General features: G+C 31.4%; 19 protein-coding genes. 8 read left to right on the forward strand and 11 right to left on the reverse strand.

The annotated features are described in order from the left end of the window. Positions 1–4 precede the first annotated feature (4 nt). Positions 5–1249 carry a glycosyltransferase family 4 protein gene (locus WNY60_RS08450; protein WP_342862099.1) on the forward strand — a complete coding sequence of 415 codons (1245 nt, stop codon included), beginning with the start codon at positions 5–7 and terminating at the stop codon, positions 1247–1249. Between the two features lie 100 nt (positions 1250–1349). On the opposite strand, the gene WNY60_RS08455 is transcribed toward WNY60_RS08450, so the two are convergent. The 3 genes from WNY60_RS08455 to WNY60_RS08465 form a co-directional block, all read right to left on the reverse strand. Further along, positions 1350–1796: a KTSC domain-containing protein gene (locus tag WNY60_RS08455; RefSeq protein ID WP_145002118.1), complete on the reverse strand. Its 447-nt coding sequence runs from the start codon at positions 1794–1796 to the stop codon at positions 1350–1352. Positions 1797–1921: 125 nt separating this feature from the next. Then, positions 1922–2110 carry a hypothetical protein gene (locus tag WNY60_RS08460; RefSeq protein WP_342862100.1) on the reverse strand — a complete coding sequence of 63 codons (189 nt, stop codon included), beginning with the start codon at positions 2108–2110 and terminating at the stop codon, positions 1922–1924. 34 nt (positions 2111–2144) lie between these two features. Continuing rightward, complete coding sequence (locus WNY60_RS08465) at positions 2145–3008, reverse strand: RluA family pseudouridine synthase (RefSeq protein WP_342862110.1); 864 nt, start codon at positions 3006–3008, stop codon at positions 2145–2147. A gap of 124 nt (positions 3009–3132) precedes the next feature. Here WNY60_RS08465 and WNY60_RS08470 point away from each other — a divergent pair, with 124 nt between their 5' ends. Next, positions 3133–4770 carry an ABC-F family ATP-binding cassette domain-containing protein gene (locus tag WNY60_RS08470; RefSeq protein WP_339808817.1) on the forward strand — a complete coding sequence of 546 codons (1638 nt, stop codon included), beginning with the start codon at positions 3133–3135 and terminating at the stop codon, positions 4768–4770. Here WNY60_RS08470 and WNY60_RS08475 read toward each other — a convergent pair whose 3' ends face one another. The 3 genes from WNY60_RS08475 to WNY60_RS08485 all read right to left on the reverse strand — a co-directional run bounded on the left by WNY60_RS08475 (position 4771) and on the right by WNY60_RS08485 (position 7496). Continuing rightward, on the reverse strand, positions 4771–5778 hold the full coding sequence (locus tag WNY60_RS08475; RefSeq protein WP_342862101.1) for a hypothetical protein: 1008 nt from the start codon (positions 5776–5778) through the stop codon (positions 4771–4773). It lies immediately after the preceding gene. Positions 5779–5895: 117 nt separating this feature from the next. After that, complete coding sequence (locus tag WNY60_RS08480; RefSeq protein ID WP_339808818.1) at positions 5896–6822, reverse strand: DUF4421 family protein; 927 nt, start codon at positions 6820–6822, stop codon at positions 5896–5898. A 2-nt stretch (positions 6823–6824) separates the two neighbouring features. Next, positions 6825–7496 carry an NAD-dependent deacylase gene (locus WNY60_RS08485; protein ID WP_145002112.1) on the reverse strand — a complete coding sequence of 224 codons (672 nt, stop codon included), beginning with the start codon at positions 7494–7496 and terminating at the stop codon, positions 6825–6827. Positions 7497–7601: 105 nt separating this feature from the next. Here WNY60_RS08485 and WNY60_RS08490 point away from each other — a divergent pair, with 105 nt between their 5' ends. Continuing rightward, positions 7602–8429, forward strand: coding sequence for a hypothetical protein (locus WNY60_RS08490; RefSeq protein ID WP_339808819.1), 828 nt, complete (start codon positions 7602–7604; stop codon positions 8427–8429). Between the two features lie 62 nt (positions 8430–8491). Continuing rightward, entirely contained in the window at positions 8492–9151 is a 660-nt protein-coding gene (locus WNY60_RS08495) for an RNA methyltransferase (RefSeq protein WP_339808820.1), read from the forward strand. A 79-nt stretch (positions 9152–9230) separates the two neighbouring features. Here the strand turns inward: WNY60_RS08495 and WNY60_RS08500 are convergent, their stop codons facing one another. From WNY60_RS08500 to WNY60_RS08520, 5 genes are all read right to left on the reverse strand, one after another. Further along, entirely contained in the window at positions 9231–10076 is an 846-nt protein-coding gene (locus WNY60_RS08500) for a carboxypeptidase-like regulatory domain-containing protein (RefSeq protein WP_145002109.1), read from the reverse strand. 114 nt (positions 10077–10190) lie between these two features. Further along, positions 10191–12068 carry a DEAD/DEAH box helicase gene (locus tag WNY60_RS08505; RefSeq protein ID WP_342862102.1) on the reverse strand — a complete coding sequence of 626 codons (1878 nt, stop codon included), beginning with the start codon at positions 12066–12068 and terminating at the stop codon, positions 10191–10193. Between the two features lie 318 nt (positions 12069–12386). Beyond that, a complete protein-coding gene (locus WNY60_RS08510; protein ID WP_339808821.1) occupies positions 12387–12962 on the reverse strand; it encodes a non-canonical purine NTP diphosphatase in 576 nt (191 codons plus the stop codon). Between the two features lie 33 nt (positions 12963–12995). Continuing rightward, positions 12996–13469, reverse strand: a complete 474-nt coding sequence (rlmH, locus tag WNY60_RS08515) for a 23S rRNA (pseudouridine(1915)-N(3))-methyltransferase RlmH (protein ID WP_145002106.1) — start codon at positions 13467–13469, stop codon at positions 12996–12998. 31 nt (positions 13470–13500) lie between these two features. Continuing rightward, a complete protein-coding gene (locus WNY60_RS08520; RefSeq protein ID WP_342862103.1) occupies positions 13501–14277 on the reverse strand; it encodes a hypothetical protein in 777 nt (258 codons plus the stop codon). Positions 14278–14475: 198 nt separating this feature from the next. On the opposite strand from WNY60_RS08520, the gene nadC reads away from it, so the two are divergent. From nadC to priA, 4 genes are read left to right on the forward strand one after another with little or no spacing between them, the layout of a single operon-like run. Continuing rightward, on the forward strand, positions 14476–15336 hold the full coding sequence (gene nadC, locus WNY60_RS08525) for a carboxylating nicotinate-nucleotide diphosphorylase (protein ID WP_292946643.1): 861 nt from the start codon (positions 14476–14478) through the stop codon (positions 15334–15336). Positions 15337–15370: 34 nt separating this feature from the next. After that, the gene (locus tag WNY60_RS08530) at positions 15371–16300 is read left to right on the forward strand and encodes a YihY/virulence factor BrkB family protein (RefSeq protein WP_145002103.1); all 930 of its coding nucleotides are present in this window, start codon (positions 15371–15373) and stop codon (positions 16298–16300) included. A gap of 2 nt (positions 16301–16302) precedes the next feature. Continuing rightward, on the forward strand, positions 16303–16722 hold the full coding sequence (locus tag WNY60_RS08535) for a DUF2147 domain-containing protein (RefSeq protein WP_145002102.1): 420 nt from the start codon (positions 16303–16305) through the stop codon (positions 16720–16722). A gap of 29 nt (positions 16723–16751) precedes the next feature. Continuing rightward, positions 16752–19205: a primosomal protein N' gene (priA, locus tag WNY60_RS08540; RefSeq protein WP_145002101.1), complete on the forward strand. Its 2454-nt coding sequence runs from the start codon at positions 16752–16754 to the stop codon at positions 19203–19205. Positions 19206–19240: the final 35 nt, after the last annotated feature.

A 19240-nucleotide genomic window follows, 5' to 3' on the forward strand; every position in this document is an offset into this window, starting at 1 on the left:
TCAATTGGCACCTAAAGTTTTAATAATTGGATTTGTTTGGCCAGAACCTAAAAGTTCTGCAGCAGGAAGTAGGATGATGCAATTGATTGAAGTATTTCAATCAGCTAATTATGACATTACTTTTGCTAGTGCTTGTGCTAAATCGGATAATGCATTTGATTTATCAAGTATTGGTGTTACCATAAAAAACATTGTATTAAACGATGCTAGTTTTGATACATTTATAAAAGACCTAAATCCATCCATAGTTATTTTTGATAGATTTATGGTGGAGGAGCAGTTTGGTTGGCGTGTGGCAGAACAATGTCCTGATGCCTTACGTATCTTAGATACCGAAGATTTACATTGTTTGCGTAAAGGACGTGAGCAAGCGTTTAAAGATCAAGCTATTTTTGATAAAAATTACTTGCAAAATGATACTGCTAAACGCGAAATTGCAAGTATTTTACGTTGCGATTTATCATTTATTATATCACAAGTTGAGGTAGAGATATTAGTAAATCAATTTAAAATAGATGAGCATCTATTATATTATTTACCATTTTTATTAGATCCTGTATCGCCAGAAGCCCAAAGAAATAGCCCTAAATTTAAAGACAGAAACCATTTTATTACCATTGGTAATTTTATGCATAAACCTAATGTTGATGCAGTCATGTTTTTAAAATCTAATATTTGGCCTCTTATTAAAAAGGAATTACCTAAAGCCGAAATGCATGTGTATGGATCCTACGTGTCAGAAAAAGCAATGCAATTACATAATCCAAAAGAAGGATTTTTAATAAAAGGTTTTACGGACAATGTTAATCAGGTTATGCAAGACGCTAAAGTCTGTTTAGCACCTTTACGTTTTGGTGCAGGACTTAAGGGTAAATTAATAGATGCGATGTTAAATGGTACACCATGTGTTACCACAACTATTGGAGCAGAAGGTATGTACGGAACCTTAAAAGATACTAATGCTTTTATTGCTGATGAACCTGAGAATTTTGCCAAACAAGCAGTAGAGTTGTATTCTAATAAAATTTATTGGAATGGGAAGCAAAAAAATGGATTTATGATTATTAATACATTGTATGATAAAGCTATTTATACCAAGGATGTTTTATATAAAATAGAATTGCTTAAAGCAGGATTAAAAGTGCATAGGCAGCAACATTTTTATGGGCAAATGCTAATGCATCATACCATGCAAAGTACTAAGTTTATGAGCAAATGGATTGAAGAAAAAAATAAACCTAAGGACTAAAGACTAAAGAGTTAAAAATTAGTAGTTATATAATATTAAATAAAAAAGAGCTAAAATTTAAAATTTTAGCTCTTTTTTTATGTGTATTAAGTATTAGCAATTAAGCTGTAACTTCACTCTTTTTAATTTTTCTGTAAGGAAAAGAATTAAAAATACTACGTTTAGCAAAACGTGTTTGCTTGTCGCTTTGAGAAAACTTAATGTATAACGCTTTATTTACACCAAAGTACTCATAAGTATCTCCATTTAAAAAAGTAACTTCTAATAACAATCCTTTATGCTTCCAATCCATAATAGGACTAGTAACCGTTACTGCATATTCTTCTTTGTTAGCCTCAATAGTTTCTGGAGAGATACTAACTAAAAAGTGGTATCCATCAATAACCTTACGACTCATTAATTCTGCTTCTTGCGCTTTTTCATCACCTGCTTGAAACTTATCAGGATGCCATTCTTTAACCAAATTACGGTAAGACGATTTTAACGTTTTTAAAGATAAATCTTGATCTACGTTAAATAGTTTTTTGTACTCATTAATACGCTTCATAACAGATGCTTTTTTTAAATAAGGCGCGAAAGTACTATTTTGTTTTGAATTGAGTGCTAGAAAGTTATAATAAATTAACGTATTTGTAATTTATAGTCTCTAAAACAGCTAATTAGTCTTAAAAGTTAGTTTTTGCTCTCTCTTTTTTTAATATCTCTCCTGGTAAGTATCATGGCTATAATTAGAAGAAGATTAGATACGATTCCGCTAAATGGTCCATTTTTAATATTATTAAAATCTAAATCATAAATATTAATAATTAATAATACAGTAGCAGCTATAATAATAAAATTTGTAAAATGGAAGCGTGTCATTTGTGGGAGGTTTCTTTTTTAAATTTAATAAAAATTAAATGTCAGCAAATAACTTTTTAAAACGTTTAGGTAATTGGTCCTTTAAATATAAGCTTTCATTTGTAAAAGGATGGATAAATTGTAAAGAATAAGCATGTAGATATAGACCTTTTCCGTTTAATATTAAATTTTCAAAGCCATAATCTTTGTCACCTAAAATAGGGTTGCCTATACTAAAAAGATGTTTGCGTAATTGATGTCTTCTTCCAGTAAAAGGCTCTAATTGGACTAAATTTAATTTTCCAAAACGTTTAGAATCTATCGTTTGATGTACCTTATATTTTGATTTTGAAGTTTTACCATCTACAGTAGTGGTAATAAAACCTTCGTGTTCCATAGTACCTATAGTTACTGCGTAATACGTTTTTTTTATCGCTCTGTTTTTAAACAAAGTATTTAAGGCACGTATGCTACTACTAGTTTTACCAACTAGTAAAATACCAGTGGTTGGGAAGTCTAATCTATGCACAGGCTGTGGTTTTGCAACGTCGCTAAGTGTACTTCTAGTTATATTTTGTGTTAGTGCATTGGCTATAGTTTTAAAGCTATTACCATTAACCAAAATACCTGCTGGTTTGTGTATAGCAGCTAGATAATCATCTTCAAATAAAACCTCTAATTTAAACGTTAGACTTTTTCTTGGAGGTGCATCTTGTGTTATTGTTAAGCAAATAGTTTCACCTCCATTAATATAAGTTGCAGACGTTGCAATGTTACCATTTACAGTTATGTATTGCTTTTTTAAAACTTTTTTTAAAGCAGATTTTGTTAATGCAGCTTCAAAAATACCAACACCATAATCTTGAAGTCTTATTGGTACATGTTGTTTAGGTACAATATGGGTTTGAGATAAATTGATAGTTGTCTAAATTATAAAAGGGTTAGAATATTATCGAAGGTACTTACAATAACAGACAAAATCAAATATTAAATAGAAGTAAATCCACACTTTTTATTACTTTCGCAACTTTAAAAAACAGACTATGATTTCTATAGATAATTTAGCAGTAGAGTTTAGCGGAACCGCCTTGTTTAGTGATGTGTCTTTTGTAATTAATCCAACAGACAAAATCGCTTTAATGGGTAAAAATGGTGCAGGTAAGTCAACCATGATGAAGATTGTTGCAGGCGAACAAAAGCCTACAAGAGGTCATGTAAGAGCACCTAAAGACGCTGTTATTGCTTATTTACCGCAACATTTATTGACAGAGGATGATTGTACTGTTTTTCAAGAAGCAGCAAAAGCGTTTAAGCACGTTTATGCTATGCGTGACGAAATGGAAGCGCTTAATAAAGCTTTAGAAACTAGAACAGATTATGAAAGTGATGAGTACATGGCTATCATTGAAAAAGTATCAGATTTAGGCGAAAAATATTATGCTTTAGAGGATGTTAATTACGATGCCGAAGTGGAAAAAGCACTTAAAGGCTTAGGTTTTAAACAAGAAGATTTTGCGCGTTTAACTAACGAGTTTTCTGGTGGTTGGCGTATGCGTATTGAGCTAGCTAAAATTTTATTACAAAAGCCAGATTTAATTTTATTAGATGAGCCAACAAACCATATTGATATAGAATCTGTTATTTGGTTAGAAGACTTTTTAGTTAATAAAGCTAATGCAGTAATGGTAATATCGCATGACAGAGCTTTTATTGATAATATAACTAATCGTACTATTGAGGTAACAATGGGTCGTATTTACGACTATAAGGCTAATTATAGTCATTATTTACAGTTAAGAGAAGATAGACGTAGTCATCAAATTAAAGCCTATCAAGAGCAACAAAAATTTATTGCAGACAATATGGCTTTTATTGAGCGTTTTAAAGGGACTTACTCTAAAACAAACCAAGTCACATCACGAGAGCGTATGCTTGAAAAGCTACAAATTATAGAGATTGATGAAGTTGATAACTCAGCTTTAAAACTTAGCTTTCCGCCAGCACCAAGATCAGGAGATTATCCAGTATCTGTACAAAATTTGACAAAAAAATATGACGATGTCGTTGTGTTTAGTGACGCTAATATGTCTATTAAAAGAGGCGAAAAAGTTAGTTTTGTTGGACGTAATGGAGAAGGTAAATCTACTATGATTAAAGCTATTTTGGGTCAAATTGATTATGATGGAGCGTGTAGTCTTGGACACAACGTGCAAGTCGGTTATTTTGCACAAAACCAAGCAGCTTTGTTAGATAATGATTTAACGGTTTTTCAAACTGTAGATGAGGTTGCTAAAGGTGACGCTAGGACTGGAATTAAAAATATTTTAGGTCGTTTTATGTTTAAAGGCGATGATATTGATAAAAAAGTAGGTGTGCTATCTGGAGGAGAAAAAACAAGATTAGCAATGGTTAAGTTATTATTAGAACCTGTTAATTTATTAATACTAGATGAGCCAACAAACCACTTAGATTTAAAATCTAAAGATGTTTTAAAAGAAGCATTAAAATCTTTTGATGGTACATTAGTTTTGGTGTCTCACGACAGAGATTTTTTACAAGGTTTATCAGAAAAAGTTTTCGAATTTAAAGACCAGCGTGTTATTGAGCATTTTGAAACTATTGATGCCTTTTTAGAACGAAACCGTATTAAAAGTATTGCAGATATTAATTTAATGAAATAGCTATTTTAGCTTATAGTTTTTAATAGAAAAGACTTCTTTTATAGTTAGAGCATTTAAAGGAAACTCTAAAAATACGTGCAAAAAACTTAAAAAGAATAAAGCAACTAATCCAGTTTTATAGTCATATAAGTATAATGCAACAGAAGCTATCCATATACCTAATATTAAAAACCCTTTTTTAACAGAAATAGCTTTTTGCCAACCTATTATTGATGTTTTTGAAAACCAATTTAAATAATGGTAGGTATACGCAAAACCTATAAATATTTGGATCTTTAAACCTACTTCAGATAGTGCATAAAATTTTCCGTTTTCAAATAGATTTAAAAAGCCAGCTATAGTACTGTTTACTCCCATCATGTTACTATCTACATAAGTGTCAATAGCACTTTGTGACAAATTATAACCTTTGGCATTTATCGGAATTTGCCAAATAATAATAGGAACGCACAATAATATAAAAGCCAATATAAATCCATACTTGCTTTTAGCTTTTAAAGCTCCAAAAATTATAAATAAAAAAGTAAACAGATACACATGTATAAGCGTTGGTAAAAATAGCCCAACAAATAACAAGTATTTTGGCACATACAATGTTAAAGTAAAGGCTATTACTATAGCAATAAATAATATGAGTATTAGATGTTTAACCTTGCTAACAAATATTAATCCTACAGCAAGAAAAAATCCTATTAACAGTAAAGCGTTTGTGTTTTGGTTTATTAATTTTAAAAGATCATTAAAGCTATTATTTAAGCCTAAATCTAAAAATTTGTAAACAGGATATATAGCCAGTATTATGGCAAAAACAGTAAAAAAATACGTCCACTTTATATTTTTCTGTACAAAGTAATTACGTTCTTTTAACCAATTAATTTCGGTTAAATAGTGTAATGGTCCTAAAATAGCATAAGAGAACAAAAACAATTCAAAAGGAATTTTTATTGCAATCAATAATGATATGGTAATAAGTCCAATATTAAGAAGGTCTATCTTCTTAGTATTCATATTTATGTAGTGGTTGGTTAATAGCGATTATTGATTAAATATATAACACCTTAACCATAATAACTAATTTGATTAAATATATTTAACCTGTTGGTTTTCAAATTGTTTGATTGTTTTTTATAAGCCTATGGTGGATTCTATTTGTTCTACCGTTCGTTTTAAAAAATTTGGAGGCGTAAACCTATAACCAAAATAAAGACTAGCATAACTTTTATCGTTAACCATACTTTGTGTCAGATCCTTATTAATAGCATTGGAGTCAAAATTAAAACTAGCTCCTGCACTTATCGTTTCAGAAGTATATCCAAATTGTAATGTTAAATCTAATGCTCGCGATATAAAAGTGTCTTTATTTATAGCAGTGTTTAGTTTTTCGGTAGTAAACCTAACACCTACAGCTGGAGCGATAGATGAGGATATAAACCAATGATCCTTGAAGGCCCAAGTATAATAGTAAGCAGGAGCAAAGGAAAGGTCAAAACTATTTTCTGCGACTTTTTGATAATCAATAATATTACTTAATCTATTAAAACCGTATTTTAAAGTTGGGACAAAACTACCAGCTGTTTCTCGTTGCCATTCATTTAGATGTGTTAAATGTTTCAACGAAAAATTATCATTTAAAACATAAGAGGTTGTACCAAGCCAACTTGTTGTTTTTAAATCAGGAAATTGAGCCAACAACTGCGCATTGTTTTCTTGATAAAAACCTTTTACTTTTCTATACTCAAAACTTTGTATCCACTGTTTAATAAAGATATTTAATTGCGAATTCAAAAATTTTGATTTAAAATCAGAAGATCTGCTGCTTGGCGAAAATCCGATTTTTAATCCTAAAAATTTATAGTTAGCACCAACTTCTAACCGATAGGTATTGTTAGCATTAACAAGAATAGATTGGTTGTTGTTTTGTATTGAAAAGGATTCGTTTTGCGTGTTAATATTTGATTTTAGTAATAGATTTTCTCTAAATGAAAGTACTGTGTTTTGACCAACTACAATTGTACATAAAAACAAAATTAATACTACAAGCCAATATCTCATAATTATAAAACAGAGATAAATGTGTCAATACCCTTAGTAGCAGTTTCTGCAATGACAGTTAAGTTTTTTGTGCTAGAAATTGAAGGGTCAGGATCTATAAAAAAAGTAGGTGTATTTTCTGGGACATAATGCATTAAACTGGCAGCAGGATATACTTGTAAAGAGGTACCAATGATTAGCAGCTTATCTGCAGTAGCGCAAACCTCTACAGCTTTGTCTATTAAAGGTACAGCTTCTCCAAACCATACAATATGTGGTCGTAATTGATGACCATTACTGTCTAAATCACCAAGGTTTAAATCTTTTTTCCAATCTAAAATGTTAGTTTCGGTTTTAGTACTTCGCACTTTTAATAATTCGCCATGTAAATGGATAACATTTGTACTTCCAGCACGTTCATGTAAGTCGTCAATATTTTGAGTAATTATAGTAATTTTAAAATGTTTTTCTAAGTTAGCCAACTCTAAATGTGCTTTATTAGGTTTTACTTGTAATAGTTGACGTCTACGTTGGTTGTAAAATTCTAGGACTAATGCTGGATTATTAGCAAAGCCTTCTGGAGAGGCTACTTGCATAACGTCATGACCTTCCCAAAGCCCATCTGCACCTCTAAACGTTTTAATTCCGCTTTCAGCACTAATACCTGCACCTGTAAGTACTACTAGATGTTTCATTTTTTTTACTACATTTGAATTTCGATTATAAACTTAAGATTAATTCCCTTTAATATCTTAAAGCTTAGTAAAAAATTTAAGTTATTCATTTTAAAAAATTAATCCATGAAAACCCTCAAGTATCTTTTTCTTTGTATTTCTATTACATTATTTACCAATTGTTCTGATGATGATGCTTCAGAACAAATAACATCTATAGCTTCAGAAATTTTTAATATCGAAGCATTTGGTGATTCTAATATCTTTGGAACAATAGAATATTTTAAAAATTCCAACAGTACAATAACTATCGAAGTTAATTTGGTTGGAACCGAAACTAATCAGTTTTATCCTGCCAAAATCGCTTTTGACACAGCAGCAGATTATGATGGTGCAAATAGCCAAGTAGCAATAAATCTAGTTCCTATTGATGGTAATTCTGGAAAAAGCAGAACCACCTTTTCTACACTAGAAGATGGTACCACGATATCTTATGAAGCCTTATTAGACTTTGATGGAAATATTGTGATCAATCAAAGCGAAACAAGCAACGTTATTGTAACACAGTCAGATATTGGTCAAAATATATTAACAACAAATACTTTTAGTTATCCTTTAAGCGAAGTTGATGTGAGTGATATTTCTGGAACCATAACCTTTACTGAACGCGTTAATGGAGAAGCTCTTGCTGAAATATCTTTAATAGGAAGTCCTGAAGGAGGTGTACATCCAGCACATATCCATTCAGGAAGTGTAGCAACAGCACCAGGAGCTATTGCTTTTACATTTAATCCTGTAGTTTCTAGAATTAGTAAAACTAATGTGGCACAATTAGATAACGGTACACCATTTGGGTTTGACGATGTTTTTACTGTCAATGGATACGTTAATGTGCACTTAAGCGCAACTAATTTAGGGGTTATACTAGCACAAGGTAACATAGGAGCCAATTAATTATAATATTAAACTATTTAAAAACCTGATGCTAATACCATCAGGTTTTTTATTTTTATACCATGATAGACTTACAATTATTACAACATCTAGAGACCTATTTAACAGACCATAGATTAGCACGTTTTAAACAAGTTTTAAATCAACGTACAAAACATTTTACTGTCGCAACAGAGGATGTTTACCAATTACACAATACTAGTGCTGTCATGCGTACTTGTGATGTTTTTGGCTTACAAGAATTAAATATTGTAGAAGAAACTAATAGTAAAAGTATTGATGGTGAAATAGCCATGGGAGCGCAAAAATGGGTAGACTTAAACCGTTTTGATACTGTAACAGATTGTATTAAAAACTTAAAACAAAAAGGGTATCAAATTGTAGCAACAACACCACATACAGATGATTGTGATTTGTATGATTTTGATGTCACTAAAAAAGCGTGTTTTTTCTTTGGAAGAGAAACTGAAGGCTTATCTGATGCTGTTTTAAATCAAGCAGATAGCTTTTTAAAAATACCAATGGTTGGTTTTACTGAAAGTTTAAACATATCTGTTAGTGCTGCAATTATTTTACAACATGCAACATCTAAATTAAAAAAAACAGATATTAATTGGCAATTAACTGAAGATGAAAAGTTAGAAAAAAGACTAGATTGGTGTAAAAAAACAATTAAGAGTTATGACGACATAGTTGCGCGATTTTACAGCGACAAATCGTGATTGACTTTGATTTAGTATATAAAAAAAGCTCAAATTAATTTAATTTGAACTTTTTTGTATTTCTTGTATAATAGTTTAATTATAGTCTTTTTTTACGACCACGATTTAAAACCTTATATTCTTCATAACACTCACTAATAGCATCTAATATTTGTAAGTCATTAGCTGTTGTTACAAACTCTTCAGAGTAGTTACATTGGCTAACAATTTCGTCTAAATCAATTTTATTAACACCAAGTAATGCTATCAACATTTCTCTGTCAAAGCGTGTAGCTAACGTGTTGCGTATATTATCATCCTCTTTCATTTTTTTTAGCTTTCTAAGCTCTTTCCCTTTATTACTAAAGGTGTTGTATAAAAAGTCAAGCGGATTAAATATTGATCCTAAAACCTTAGTTACAGCACTAGGTTGCTTTTTTCCGGCTTCATAACCATTAGAAAGACCCGAAATACTATATCTATAATTTGTGTTTATATTTACTTGCTTAATGTCTACTTCTAAATAACCTGTTAACTTTAATCCAGTAACAACAACTTCTTCTAGAGCTAAAGCTAACTCTGTTAGTGTAATAGTAGATTTTTCGATTTGATCAACCCAGTCATTGGTTACTTTAACTTTAATGGATTTAAAACCTAAATAGGATAGGTGAAGGGTGTCATTTGCTTGTGCACGCAATTCAAATTCACCTTTATCATTTGTAGCTGTACCTATAACTTGATTTAGATTAACAATGTTTACGTTTTCTAAGGGTTGTCTTGAAGTGGCATCAATAATGATACCTTTGACAGTAGATTCTGCTTTTACAGCAGTAGAGTCAATACTTTTTTTGATAGAAGTTACTGCTTTTGTGTTTTCTTTTTTAGTTTGTGAAAAACCAAAAGTTGTGCTTAAACCAACTAGTAAAATAAATAAGTAGTACTTCATGTATGAAATTTCAGTTATAAAAATAACAAAGAAAACGCTATAAATAGCGTCTTCTTTTATTTTTGACTAAATATTAACAAAAAGGTTTAATTTTAAGTTAACTAGTAGGTTGTATTAATCTTTACGTCTAGAGCGTGTAGGTCTAGAGTGCGAGGTTTTAAACTCTGATTTATCTCTGTTAGAACGACTAGATCTCTCAGAACTACTATCGCTACTTCTGCGTCTGTCACTTCTGTTACCAGAACTGTCATCGCTTCTTCTAGACGATCGTCTTTCTCCTCTTGGTTTATCGTCACGACGTCTTCCGCCACCACTTCCACCATCGCGACGTCTTCCGCCACCTCCACGGTTTCTATCACGACCACCACGACTTCCGCCTCTGTCTTCTGTAACTTCTACATTAACATAACGTCCGTTGTCCTTGTAGTCTGTAAAGAATGCTAAGACTTTTTCTTGGTGTTCTTTTTCAGTATTAAAGAAAGAGAATGTTTCTTTAACATCAACTTTAAATACATCATCACGACCTAGATCTAAAACTTCTTTTAAGAAATCTTTTAATTTCATCCAGTCATAACCATCTTTTTCTCCAACGTTAATAAAGTAACGTGCAGCACTTCCAGAAGATTGTGATCTTCCTTCACGACCACCATCACGTCCAGAGTCTCCAGCTGTAACGTTTAGGTTTTTAGATTTTTGATAGTAATTAAAGAAACGTGTAAACTCTACAGAAAAGAATTTTTTAATTAACTCTTCTTTAGACGTATCAGCAAACAACGTGTTGATGTCCTCTAAATACTTGTCAATTTCGTGATTAATTTCTGTGTTATGTATTTTGTTTGCTAAAGACATTAATTGTACTTCGCAAATTTCCATTCCGTTAGGAATTTCTTTTAATTCAAATTTTTGATTGATAATACGTTCGATACTTTTTAAACGACGTACTTCACTTTTTGAAACAATTACCATTGATACACCAGTTTTACCTGCACGACCTGTACGACCAGAACGGTGTGTGTAAGTTTCTATTTCGTCACTTAATTGGTAGTTAATTACGTGTGTAATATCATCTACATCAATACCACGTGCAGCAACGTCTGTTGCAACAAGCATTTGGATTTGACGAGATCTAAATTGTTTCATGACAATGTCACGTTGGTTTTGTGATAAATCACCATGTAATGCTCCTGCACTATAACCATCTTCGATTAAGTTTTCTGCTACTTTTTGAGTATCACGTTTTGTTCTACAAAATATAACTGAAAAAATATCTGGATTAGCATCTGCTAAACGTTTTAAAGCTTGGTAGCGATCACGTGCATTTACTAAATAGTATTCGTGCGATACGTTATCTGTACTTTGGTTTTTATGACCAACAGTAATTTCTTGTGGGCTGTTCATAAAATCTCTTGCAATACTTGCCACTTCTTTTGGCATAGTTGCAGAGAATAACCACGTGTTTTTGTCTTCAGGAGTACCAGCTAGAATATCTGTAATATCTTCTTTAAAACCCATGTTTAGCATCTCATCTGCTTCGTCTAAAACAGAATATTGAATTTTAGTAATATCTACTAAACGACGGTTGATCATATCTTTCATACGACCAGGAGTTGCTACAATAATTTGTGCACCTCTTTTTACTTCTCTTGCTTGATCAGTAATGCTTGATCCTCCATAAATAGCAACAACGTTTAACCCTTTAAGGTGTTTTCCGTAGGCTTTCATCTCGTTAGCAATTTGTAAACATAGCTCACGAGTTGGAGATAATATCAACCCTTGTGTAGTACGACTGCTTACATCAATTTTTTGTAACATTGGAAAACCAAATGCTGCAGTTTTACCAGTTCCAGTTTGCGCTAACGCTACTAAATCTGTTTCTTGGTTTAATAAAATTGGGATTGCTTTTTCTTGTACTTCAGATGGTGTTTCAAAACCTAAATCTGCAATACCTTTTAATAGATCTTCGTTTAGACCTAAATCTTGGAATGTGCTCATTCTTTTATAGTATGTATTTCAATGTCAATCTGTTTGGTGTTACAAATAGAAGCGCATTGAATATACTTAACCTAAACTTCTAATAACACATCCTCTCTCTGAGGAATAAAATAACCCTCTTGGGTTTTTCAAGGTGCAAAGGTACGTTTTTATTTCTGATATTCAATTTTTATTATTTTATCCTCTTTAAGTGCTGTATATAAAAGGCGTAAGTGTATTTCTGACTATGATAAATGAATTGCAAACAGTAGTGAAGTTAACCTTGAAAAGATAATTATTGGCTTAATTGAATTCAATTTTTTAAATCTTGTAACCTGTTTAAAGATTATTAAGAAAATTGACTAATAATTGTACTGCTTTACCACGATGTCCAATGCTGTTTTTTTCTGTTAAATCCATTTCGGCAAAAGTGTATGTGTATCCATTTGGTTTAAAAATTGGATCGTAACCAAAGCCTTTTTCTCCATGCTTAACTGTAGTTATTTCGCCTTTACAAATACCAGTAAACGTGTCTAGTTTGTTATTTATGTGTAACGCAATGACTGTTTTAAATTGTGCGTTTCTATTATTTTTATCTTTAAGATTGTTTAATAATAAATCCATATTATCACTGTCGTTGCGTTGTGGTCCAGCGTATCTGGCACTAAAAACACCAGGTTGTCCATTTAACGCATCTACTTCTAATCCTGTGTCATCTGCAAAGCAATCATAACCATAGTTTTGTTTTATATATTCTGCCTTTTGTATAGCATTACCCTTGATATCTGGTTGGGTTTCTGGCACATCCTCAAAGCATCCAATATCTTTTAGGGTAAGTAGTTTTATGTGCGCAGGAATTAAAGCTTGGACTTCTTTAACTTTATTTAGATTATTAGTAGCAAAAACAAGTTGCATGTATATAATTTTTGATTATTAATTTAAATTGATTTACCTATGATGGTATGGTTCGTTCCTTAAAATGGTAAAGCCACGATATAATTGCTCGATTACAAATAGACGTACCATTTGATGAGAAAATGTCATTTTAGATAGCGATATTTTTCCTTGTGCTTTGGCATAAACTTCTGGGCTAAATCCATAAGGACCACCAATTACGAATACTATTTGTTTTGCTCCAGAATTCATATGTTTTTGTAAATAATCTGCAAAACCAACGCTGTCAAATTGTTTGCCATTTTCGTCTAGTAATATTAAAATATCTGTAGGTTTAAGTTTGCTTAAAATTAGTTCGCCTTCTTTTTGTTTTTGTTGGTCTTCGCTAAGGTTTTTTACTTTTTTTAAGTCTGGTATAATTTCTAAATCAAAACCTATATAAAAGCCTAATCGCTTTGTATAATCATCAATTAACTGTTGTAGTTGTTTATTGTCTGTTTTGCCTATAGCAAGCAGTTTGATAGTCATATGTTAATTTTAGAATTAGTTTGATGTATTACTAAAAGCAGTGTTTGCTGTTATGGTAAAATTCATATTTACTAAATATACCTTTTCCTTCGGTAAAATTTTTAGTGTTAGACGCTTCAAGGTCGGCTTTAAATTTTGTCCAATCGTCTGTTTTAAGTAGTTTTTCAAATTTACTATTTGTCAGATGTCCACCACTTAAAAAGTATTCGCCATCAGATTTAATTATTAGTAGGTTATAATTATTCTGAACGTCAAAAAACTTGTTTTTAAAAGCACCTTGATCTTTAATCCATTCAAAATCCACGTAAGTACTTAAAGCGTTTTCTTCAGTTTTGTACATATGAACAAAATCTAATGGATAGCGTTTTTCGTATTTTTCAATACATTTTTCTCTTCTTTTTTGCCAATCTGCTCTTTCTTCTTTAAATATGTCTTCATTAAACGGATGACTTTTTACTTGTCTTACATAAACTTTGCCTGAACTTCTATTAAAAGACTCTGTAATTTTGTGTTTAGCATGAATTTTCTCTGCTCTTTCAAATCCAAAAATCGAATCATAATATTTTATGACAATATATTTATTTTCCTTAGTGTTATTAGACTTGGATTGTATTAAGGTTTTAATTTGATCGTATTCATCAACCTTTAATTTGCCAAAACGATACATTGGAGAAAGCTTGTTTACAGTCAAACTATCTGTTTTGTATTGTAAACATTTTTTTGTAATCCCTTTACATTTTTTATAATAGCTAATAGAATCCATTGTTGTAAAATCTTCATCAATGTAAACTGAGTTTTGACTAAGCATAGCAGTGCAAAAAAGAAAAATTAGTAGCAGTAAAAAAGTAGAACGATTAAACATAGTTGTATTATTTAGGTTTGAGGCTTACTAACTTAGTTTTGTAAGTTGTTAAAGGTCAATAGTGATAGATTTATTTTCAAAAATAATGTTTCTTAAATAATTATTCAACAAGCATTTGTTATTTTTACATCAAATAAGAAACACATGATAAGTCAAGCCCAATTTGATAAAGAAATAGATTTAATCATTACCAACGCTATTAGAGAAGATGTTGGCGATGGTGATCATAGCTCATTATCTTGTATTCCTGCTACTGCAGAAGGTAAAGCAAAATTGTTAGTTAAAGACGACGGTATTATTGCTGGTGTCCAATTTGCTAAACAAGTATTTAAATATGTAGATCCAAACCTGGTTGTAGAGACTTTGATTGAGGATGGAAGCAGAGTGAAATATGGTGATATTGTATTTTATGTTACAGGCGCATCACAATCTATATTAAAAGCAGAACGTTTGGTATTAAATGCTATGCAACGTATGAGTGCTATTGCAACAAAAACAAGACAATTTGTAGATTTGTTAGAAGGCACAGGTACTAAAGTTTTAGACACACGTAAAACTACTCCAGGTATTAGAGCTATTGAAAAATGGGCTGTAAAAATTGGAGGAGGAGAAAACCATAGATTTGCACTTTATGACATGATTATGTTAAAGGATAATCATATAGATTTTGCAGGAGGCATTACAAAAGCTATTGATAAAACGAAGCAATATTTAAAAGAGACCAATCGTGATTTAAAGATAATTGTAGAGGCTAGAGATTTAGACGAAATTAAAGAGATTTTAAAATCGGATGGCGTTTACAGAATCTTAATAGACAATTTTAATTACGAAGACACTAAAACTGCAGTTAAATTAATTGGTGATCAATGTTTAACAGAAAGTTCTGGTGGTATAAATGAAAAAACGATTAGAGAATATGCCTTATGTGGTGTAGATTTTATCTCTTCTGGTGCATTAACGCACTCGGTTTATAACATGGATTTAAGCTTAAAAGCAGTTGATTAATACATCCTGTAACAGTACAAATTTTATCTAGATAATGTCTCAAGCAATAGAAGAAAAGCTTAGTAAAATCCCTGTGGTTAACCTTTTGGTTAAGCTATTAGGTAGGTTTAAATTACCTGGACTAGAGGGTTTGTCATTATATGATTTAATCGAGTTATATATTATAGGTATCGCTAGAGGAGCCTTAACAGCAAGAGCAAGTGCAATTGCTTATAGCTTTTTTATGGCGTTATTTCCGTTTTTATTATTTGTTATTATTGTTATTCCCTATATTCCAATAGAGGATTTTCAGACGGATTTTTTGGTGTTTTTAGAGTCTATTTTGCCACCAACGACATCAGATTTTTTCTCGGATAATATATTTAACAATATTGGTGGAAATCAAAATGGAGGATTATTATCATCCGTATTTTTATTATCCATTTTTTTAATGGCTAATGGTATTAATGCTTTATTTTCTGGGTTTGAAAACTCGTATCACGACCAATTAACACGCAATGTGTTTAAACAATATTTTTACGCATTAGGCATTGCGTTAATTTTGTCATTTTTACTAATTATAACCGTTGCTGTTTTAGGTTATTTTAATATCTATGTAATAGATAATTTAACCAATCATGGTTATATTGCCAAAAGGCAAGTTAGTATATGGAGTACGTTGGCACAATACGGATTTTTTGTCGTCATGGTATACATAGCAACAGCAGTGTTGTACTATTTTGGTACAGCAGAAGGGAAGTCGTCTAAATTTTTCTCCATTGGTGCATTGTTTACCACCATTTTAATTTTAGTAACCTCCTTTTTATTTGGTGTTTATATTGAAAATTTTGCTCAGTATAATGAGTTATATGGATCAATTGGAGCACTATTAATTTTATTATTTTATTTATGGCTTAATGCTAATATTTTGTTATTAGGTTTTGAGTTAAACATGTCTTTAAAACAACTACGTAAAAGTTTTTAATTATGAAAAAGAGTATCATTATTGTAATCGTATTAATCTTTGGTTTTTCAGTAAACGCACAAGATATTTTAGGAAAATGGAAAACCATTGATGACGAAACTGGAGAGGCTAAGTCCATTGTTCAGATTTACAAAAAAGACGGAAAGGTTTTTGGTAAAATTATCGAGATTTTTAATAAAGAAAGACGTGACTTACCTTGCGTAAAGTGTAAAGGTGACGATTATAATAAACCAATTTTAGGTTTAGATATTATTAAAAGTATGACCAAAGATGGTAAATACTTTAAAAACGGAACTATCGTAGATCCGCAAAATGGTAAAGAGTACGATTTAAGACTAATCGTAACAGATGAAGGAAAACTTCAGGTTAGAGGCTATATTGGTTTTTTCTACTCGACACAATATTGGGAAAGAATACAATAATATATTAATTAAACACAACAGCCTAACCTTTGCATTTTATAGATGTCATACTGCCAATACCATTAGAAAAGCGTTTTACATATAGTATCACGCAAGCAGAAAGCGAGTTTTTAACTATTGGTATGCGTGTGTCTATCCCTTTTGGGAAAACAAAAATTTACACAGGTATTGTAGCTGCAATACATCAAACAGCACCTGTTATATATGAGGCTAAAGAGATTCATCAAATTTTAGATGAACAACCCATTGTAACCCAAACACAATTACAATTGTGGCATTGGATAGCTAAATATTACATGTCTACAGAAGGCGAAGTAATGCGTGCTGCTTTACCAAATGCTTTTTTGCTTGAAAGCGAAACTATAATAAGTAAAAACAATGCTTTAGATTTAAATGAGAACGATTTAAAAGACGACGAGTATTTGATTTACGAAGCATTGCAGCATCAATCGTCGCTTAAAATTCAGGATATTGCTAATATTTTGGATAAAAAAAATGTGCTACCTGTTGTTAAGCGATTAGTAGAAAAAGAAGCCATTATTTTAAATGAAGAAATCTACGATAAGTACAAACCAAAATATGTTAGATATGTCAAGTTAACAGAAGCATACAGCTCTCAAGACGCTTTAAATCAATTATTAGAAACGTTAAGTAATCGAGCCAAAAAGCAACGTGACGTTGTGCTTACATTATTTTCTATTTCGGCAAAGACCAAAAAACCTGTTAAAGTAACAGATTTAATTACAGAAAGTCAAGCGTCATCTGCAACCGTAAAGGCTTTAATAGATAAAAATATTCTGGAGGATTACCATATCCAAACAGATCGCGTCGTTTATGATGGTGAAGATACTGAGGATTCAAAAGCATTAAATCAGTATCAAACTGAAGCATTACAAGAAATTCAGACCAGTTTTCAAACACAAAATGTTGTGTTATTACATGGTATAACATCTTCCGGTAAAACAGAAGTATATGTAAAACTAATAGAAGCTACTATAAGTAAAGGACAACAGGTGTTGTATTTATTGCCAGAAATAGCATTAACAACACAATTAGTAACACGACTTCAAAATTACTTTGGAGAGCAGGTTGCAGTGTTTCATAGCAAATATTCTGCTCATGAGCGTGTGGAGGTTTATAATCAAGTGCTAAATAATTCAGCGAAAGCGAAAATAATTTTAGGAGCACGATCGTCCATTTTTTTACCATTTAACGATTTGGGTTTAATTATCGTCGATGAGGAGCATGAGTCTTCCTTTAAGCAGTTTGATCCAGCACCACGTTATCATGCCAGAGATGTCGCTGTAGTTTTAGCTTCAATATTTAAAGCAAAAACACTATTAGGAAGTGCAACTCCAAGTATTGAAAGCTATCACAATGCACGAGAAAAAAAATACGGTTTAGTCGAAATAAATCGACGATACAATAACGTGCAATTGCCTGATATCGAGCTTGTAGATATTAAAGATAAGCAGAAACGGAAAAAAATGAAAGGTCATTTTTCTGATAGATTAATAGAAGAAATGACTGAAGCTATTGCAGATGGACATCAGATTATATTGTTTCAAAACAGAAGAGGATATTCTCCAATTGTAGAGTGCAATACGTGTGGACATTCGCCACAATGCCCTAACTGTGATGTTAGTTTAACGTATCATCAATATCGCAAACAATTACGTTGCCATTATTGTGGTTATAATAGTGCTATGCAGTTAAAATGTATGGCGTGTGGTACACCAGGTTTAGACACTAAAGGTTTTGGTACAGAGCAAATAGAAACCGAAGTCAAATTGCTGTTTCCAGATCTTAAAGTAGGTCGTATGGATTTGGATACTACAAGAGGTAAGTTTGGTTACGAAAAAATTATTACAGCGTTTGAGCAGCAAGAAATTGACGTTTTAGTTGGTACACAAATGTTAACTAAAGGACTTGATTTTAGAAACGTAAAGTTGGTAGGAATTATGAATGCTGACAATATGTTAAACTTTCCGGATTTTAGAGCGCATGAAAGGAGTTTTCAATTAATGTTACAAGTTTCTGGTAGAGCAGGACGTACCCAAAAACAAGGAAAAGTATTAATCCAGACGTATAATCCTTACCATAAAATTTTGCAACAAGTATCTACTAATGATTATATTGGAATGTATAAGGAGCAACTGGAAGAACGTTATAACTATAAATATCCACCATTTTACAGATTAATTAAAATTACGATTAAGCATAGGGATTATAATAAGGTAGATTTGTCAGGAGATTGGCTAGCAAAAGCATTAACACAGTTGTTTAAGCATAATGTTTTAGGACCAGAGTTTCCGCCAATATCAAGAATAAGAAATCAATACCACAAAAACATTTTAATAAAGATTCCTCAAGGTCAACCCCTAGGTAAAACTAAAGAAGCTATCAAAAAAGTACATACTAGTTTTGAGGCTATTGGTAATTTTAAAGGTGTTAGAGTTGTTATTAACGTCGATAACTATTAGGTTTAATTAGCTATTAGATATAAAAAAACCTGCTT

It is taken from the genome of Olleya sp. AS48 (genome assembly GCF_038900355.1).
Taxonomy (GTDB): domain Bacteria; phylum Bacteroidota; class Bacteroidia; order Flavobacteriales; family Flavobacteriaceae; genus Olleya.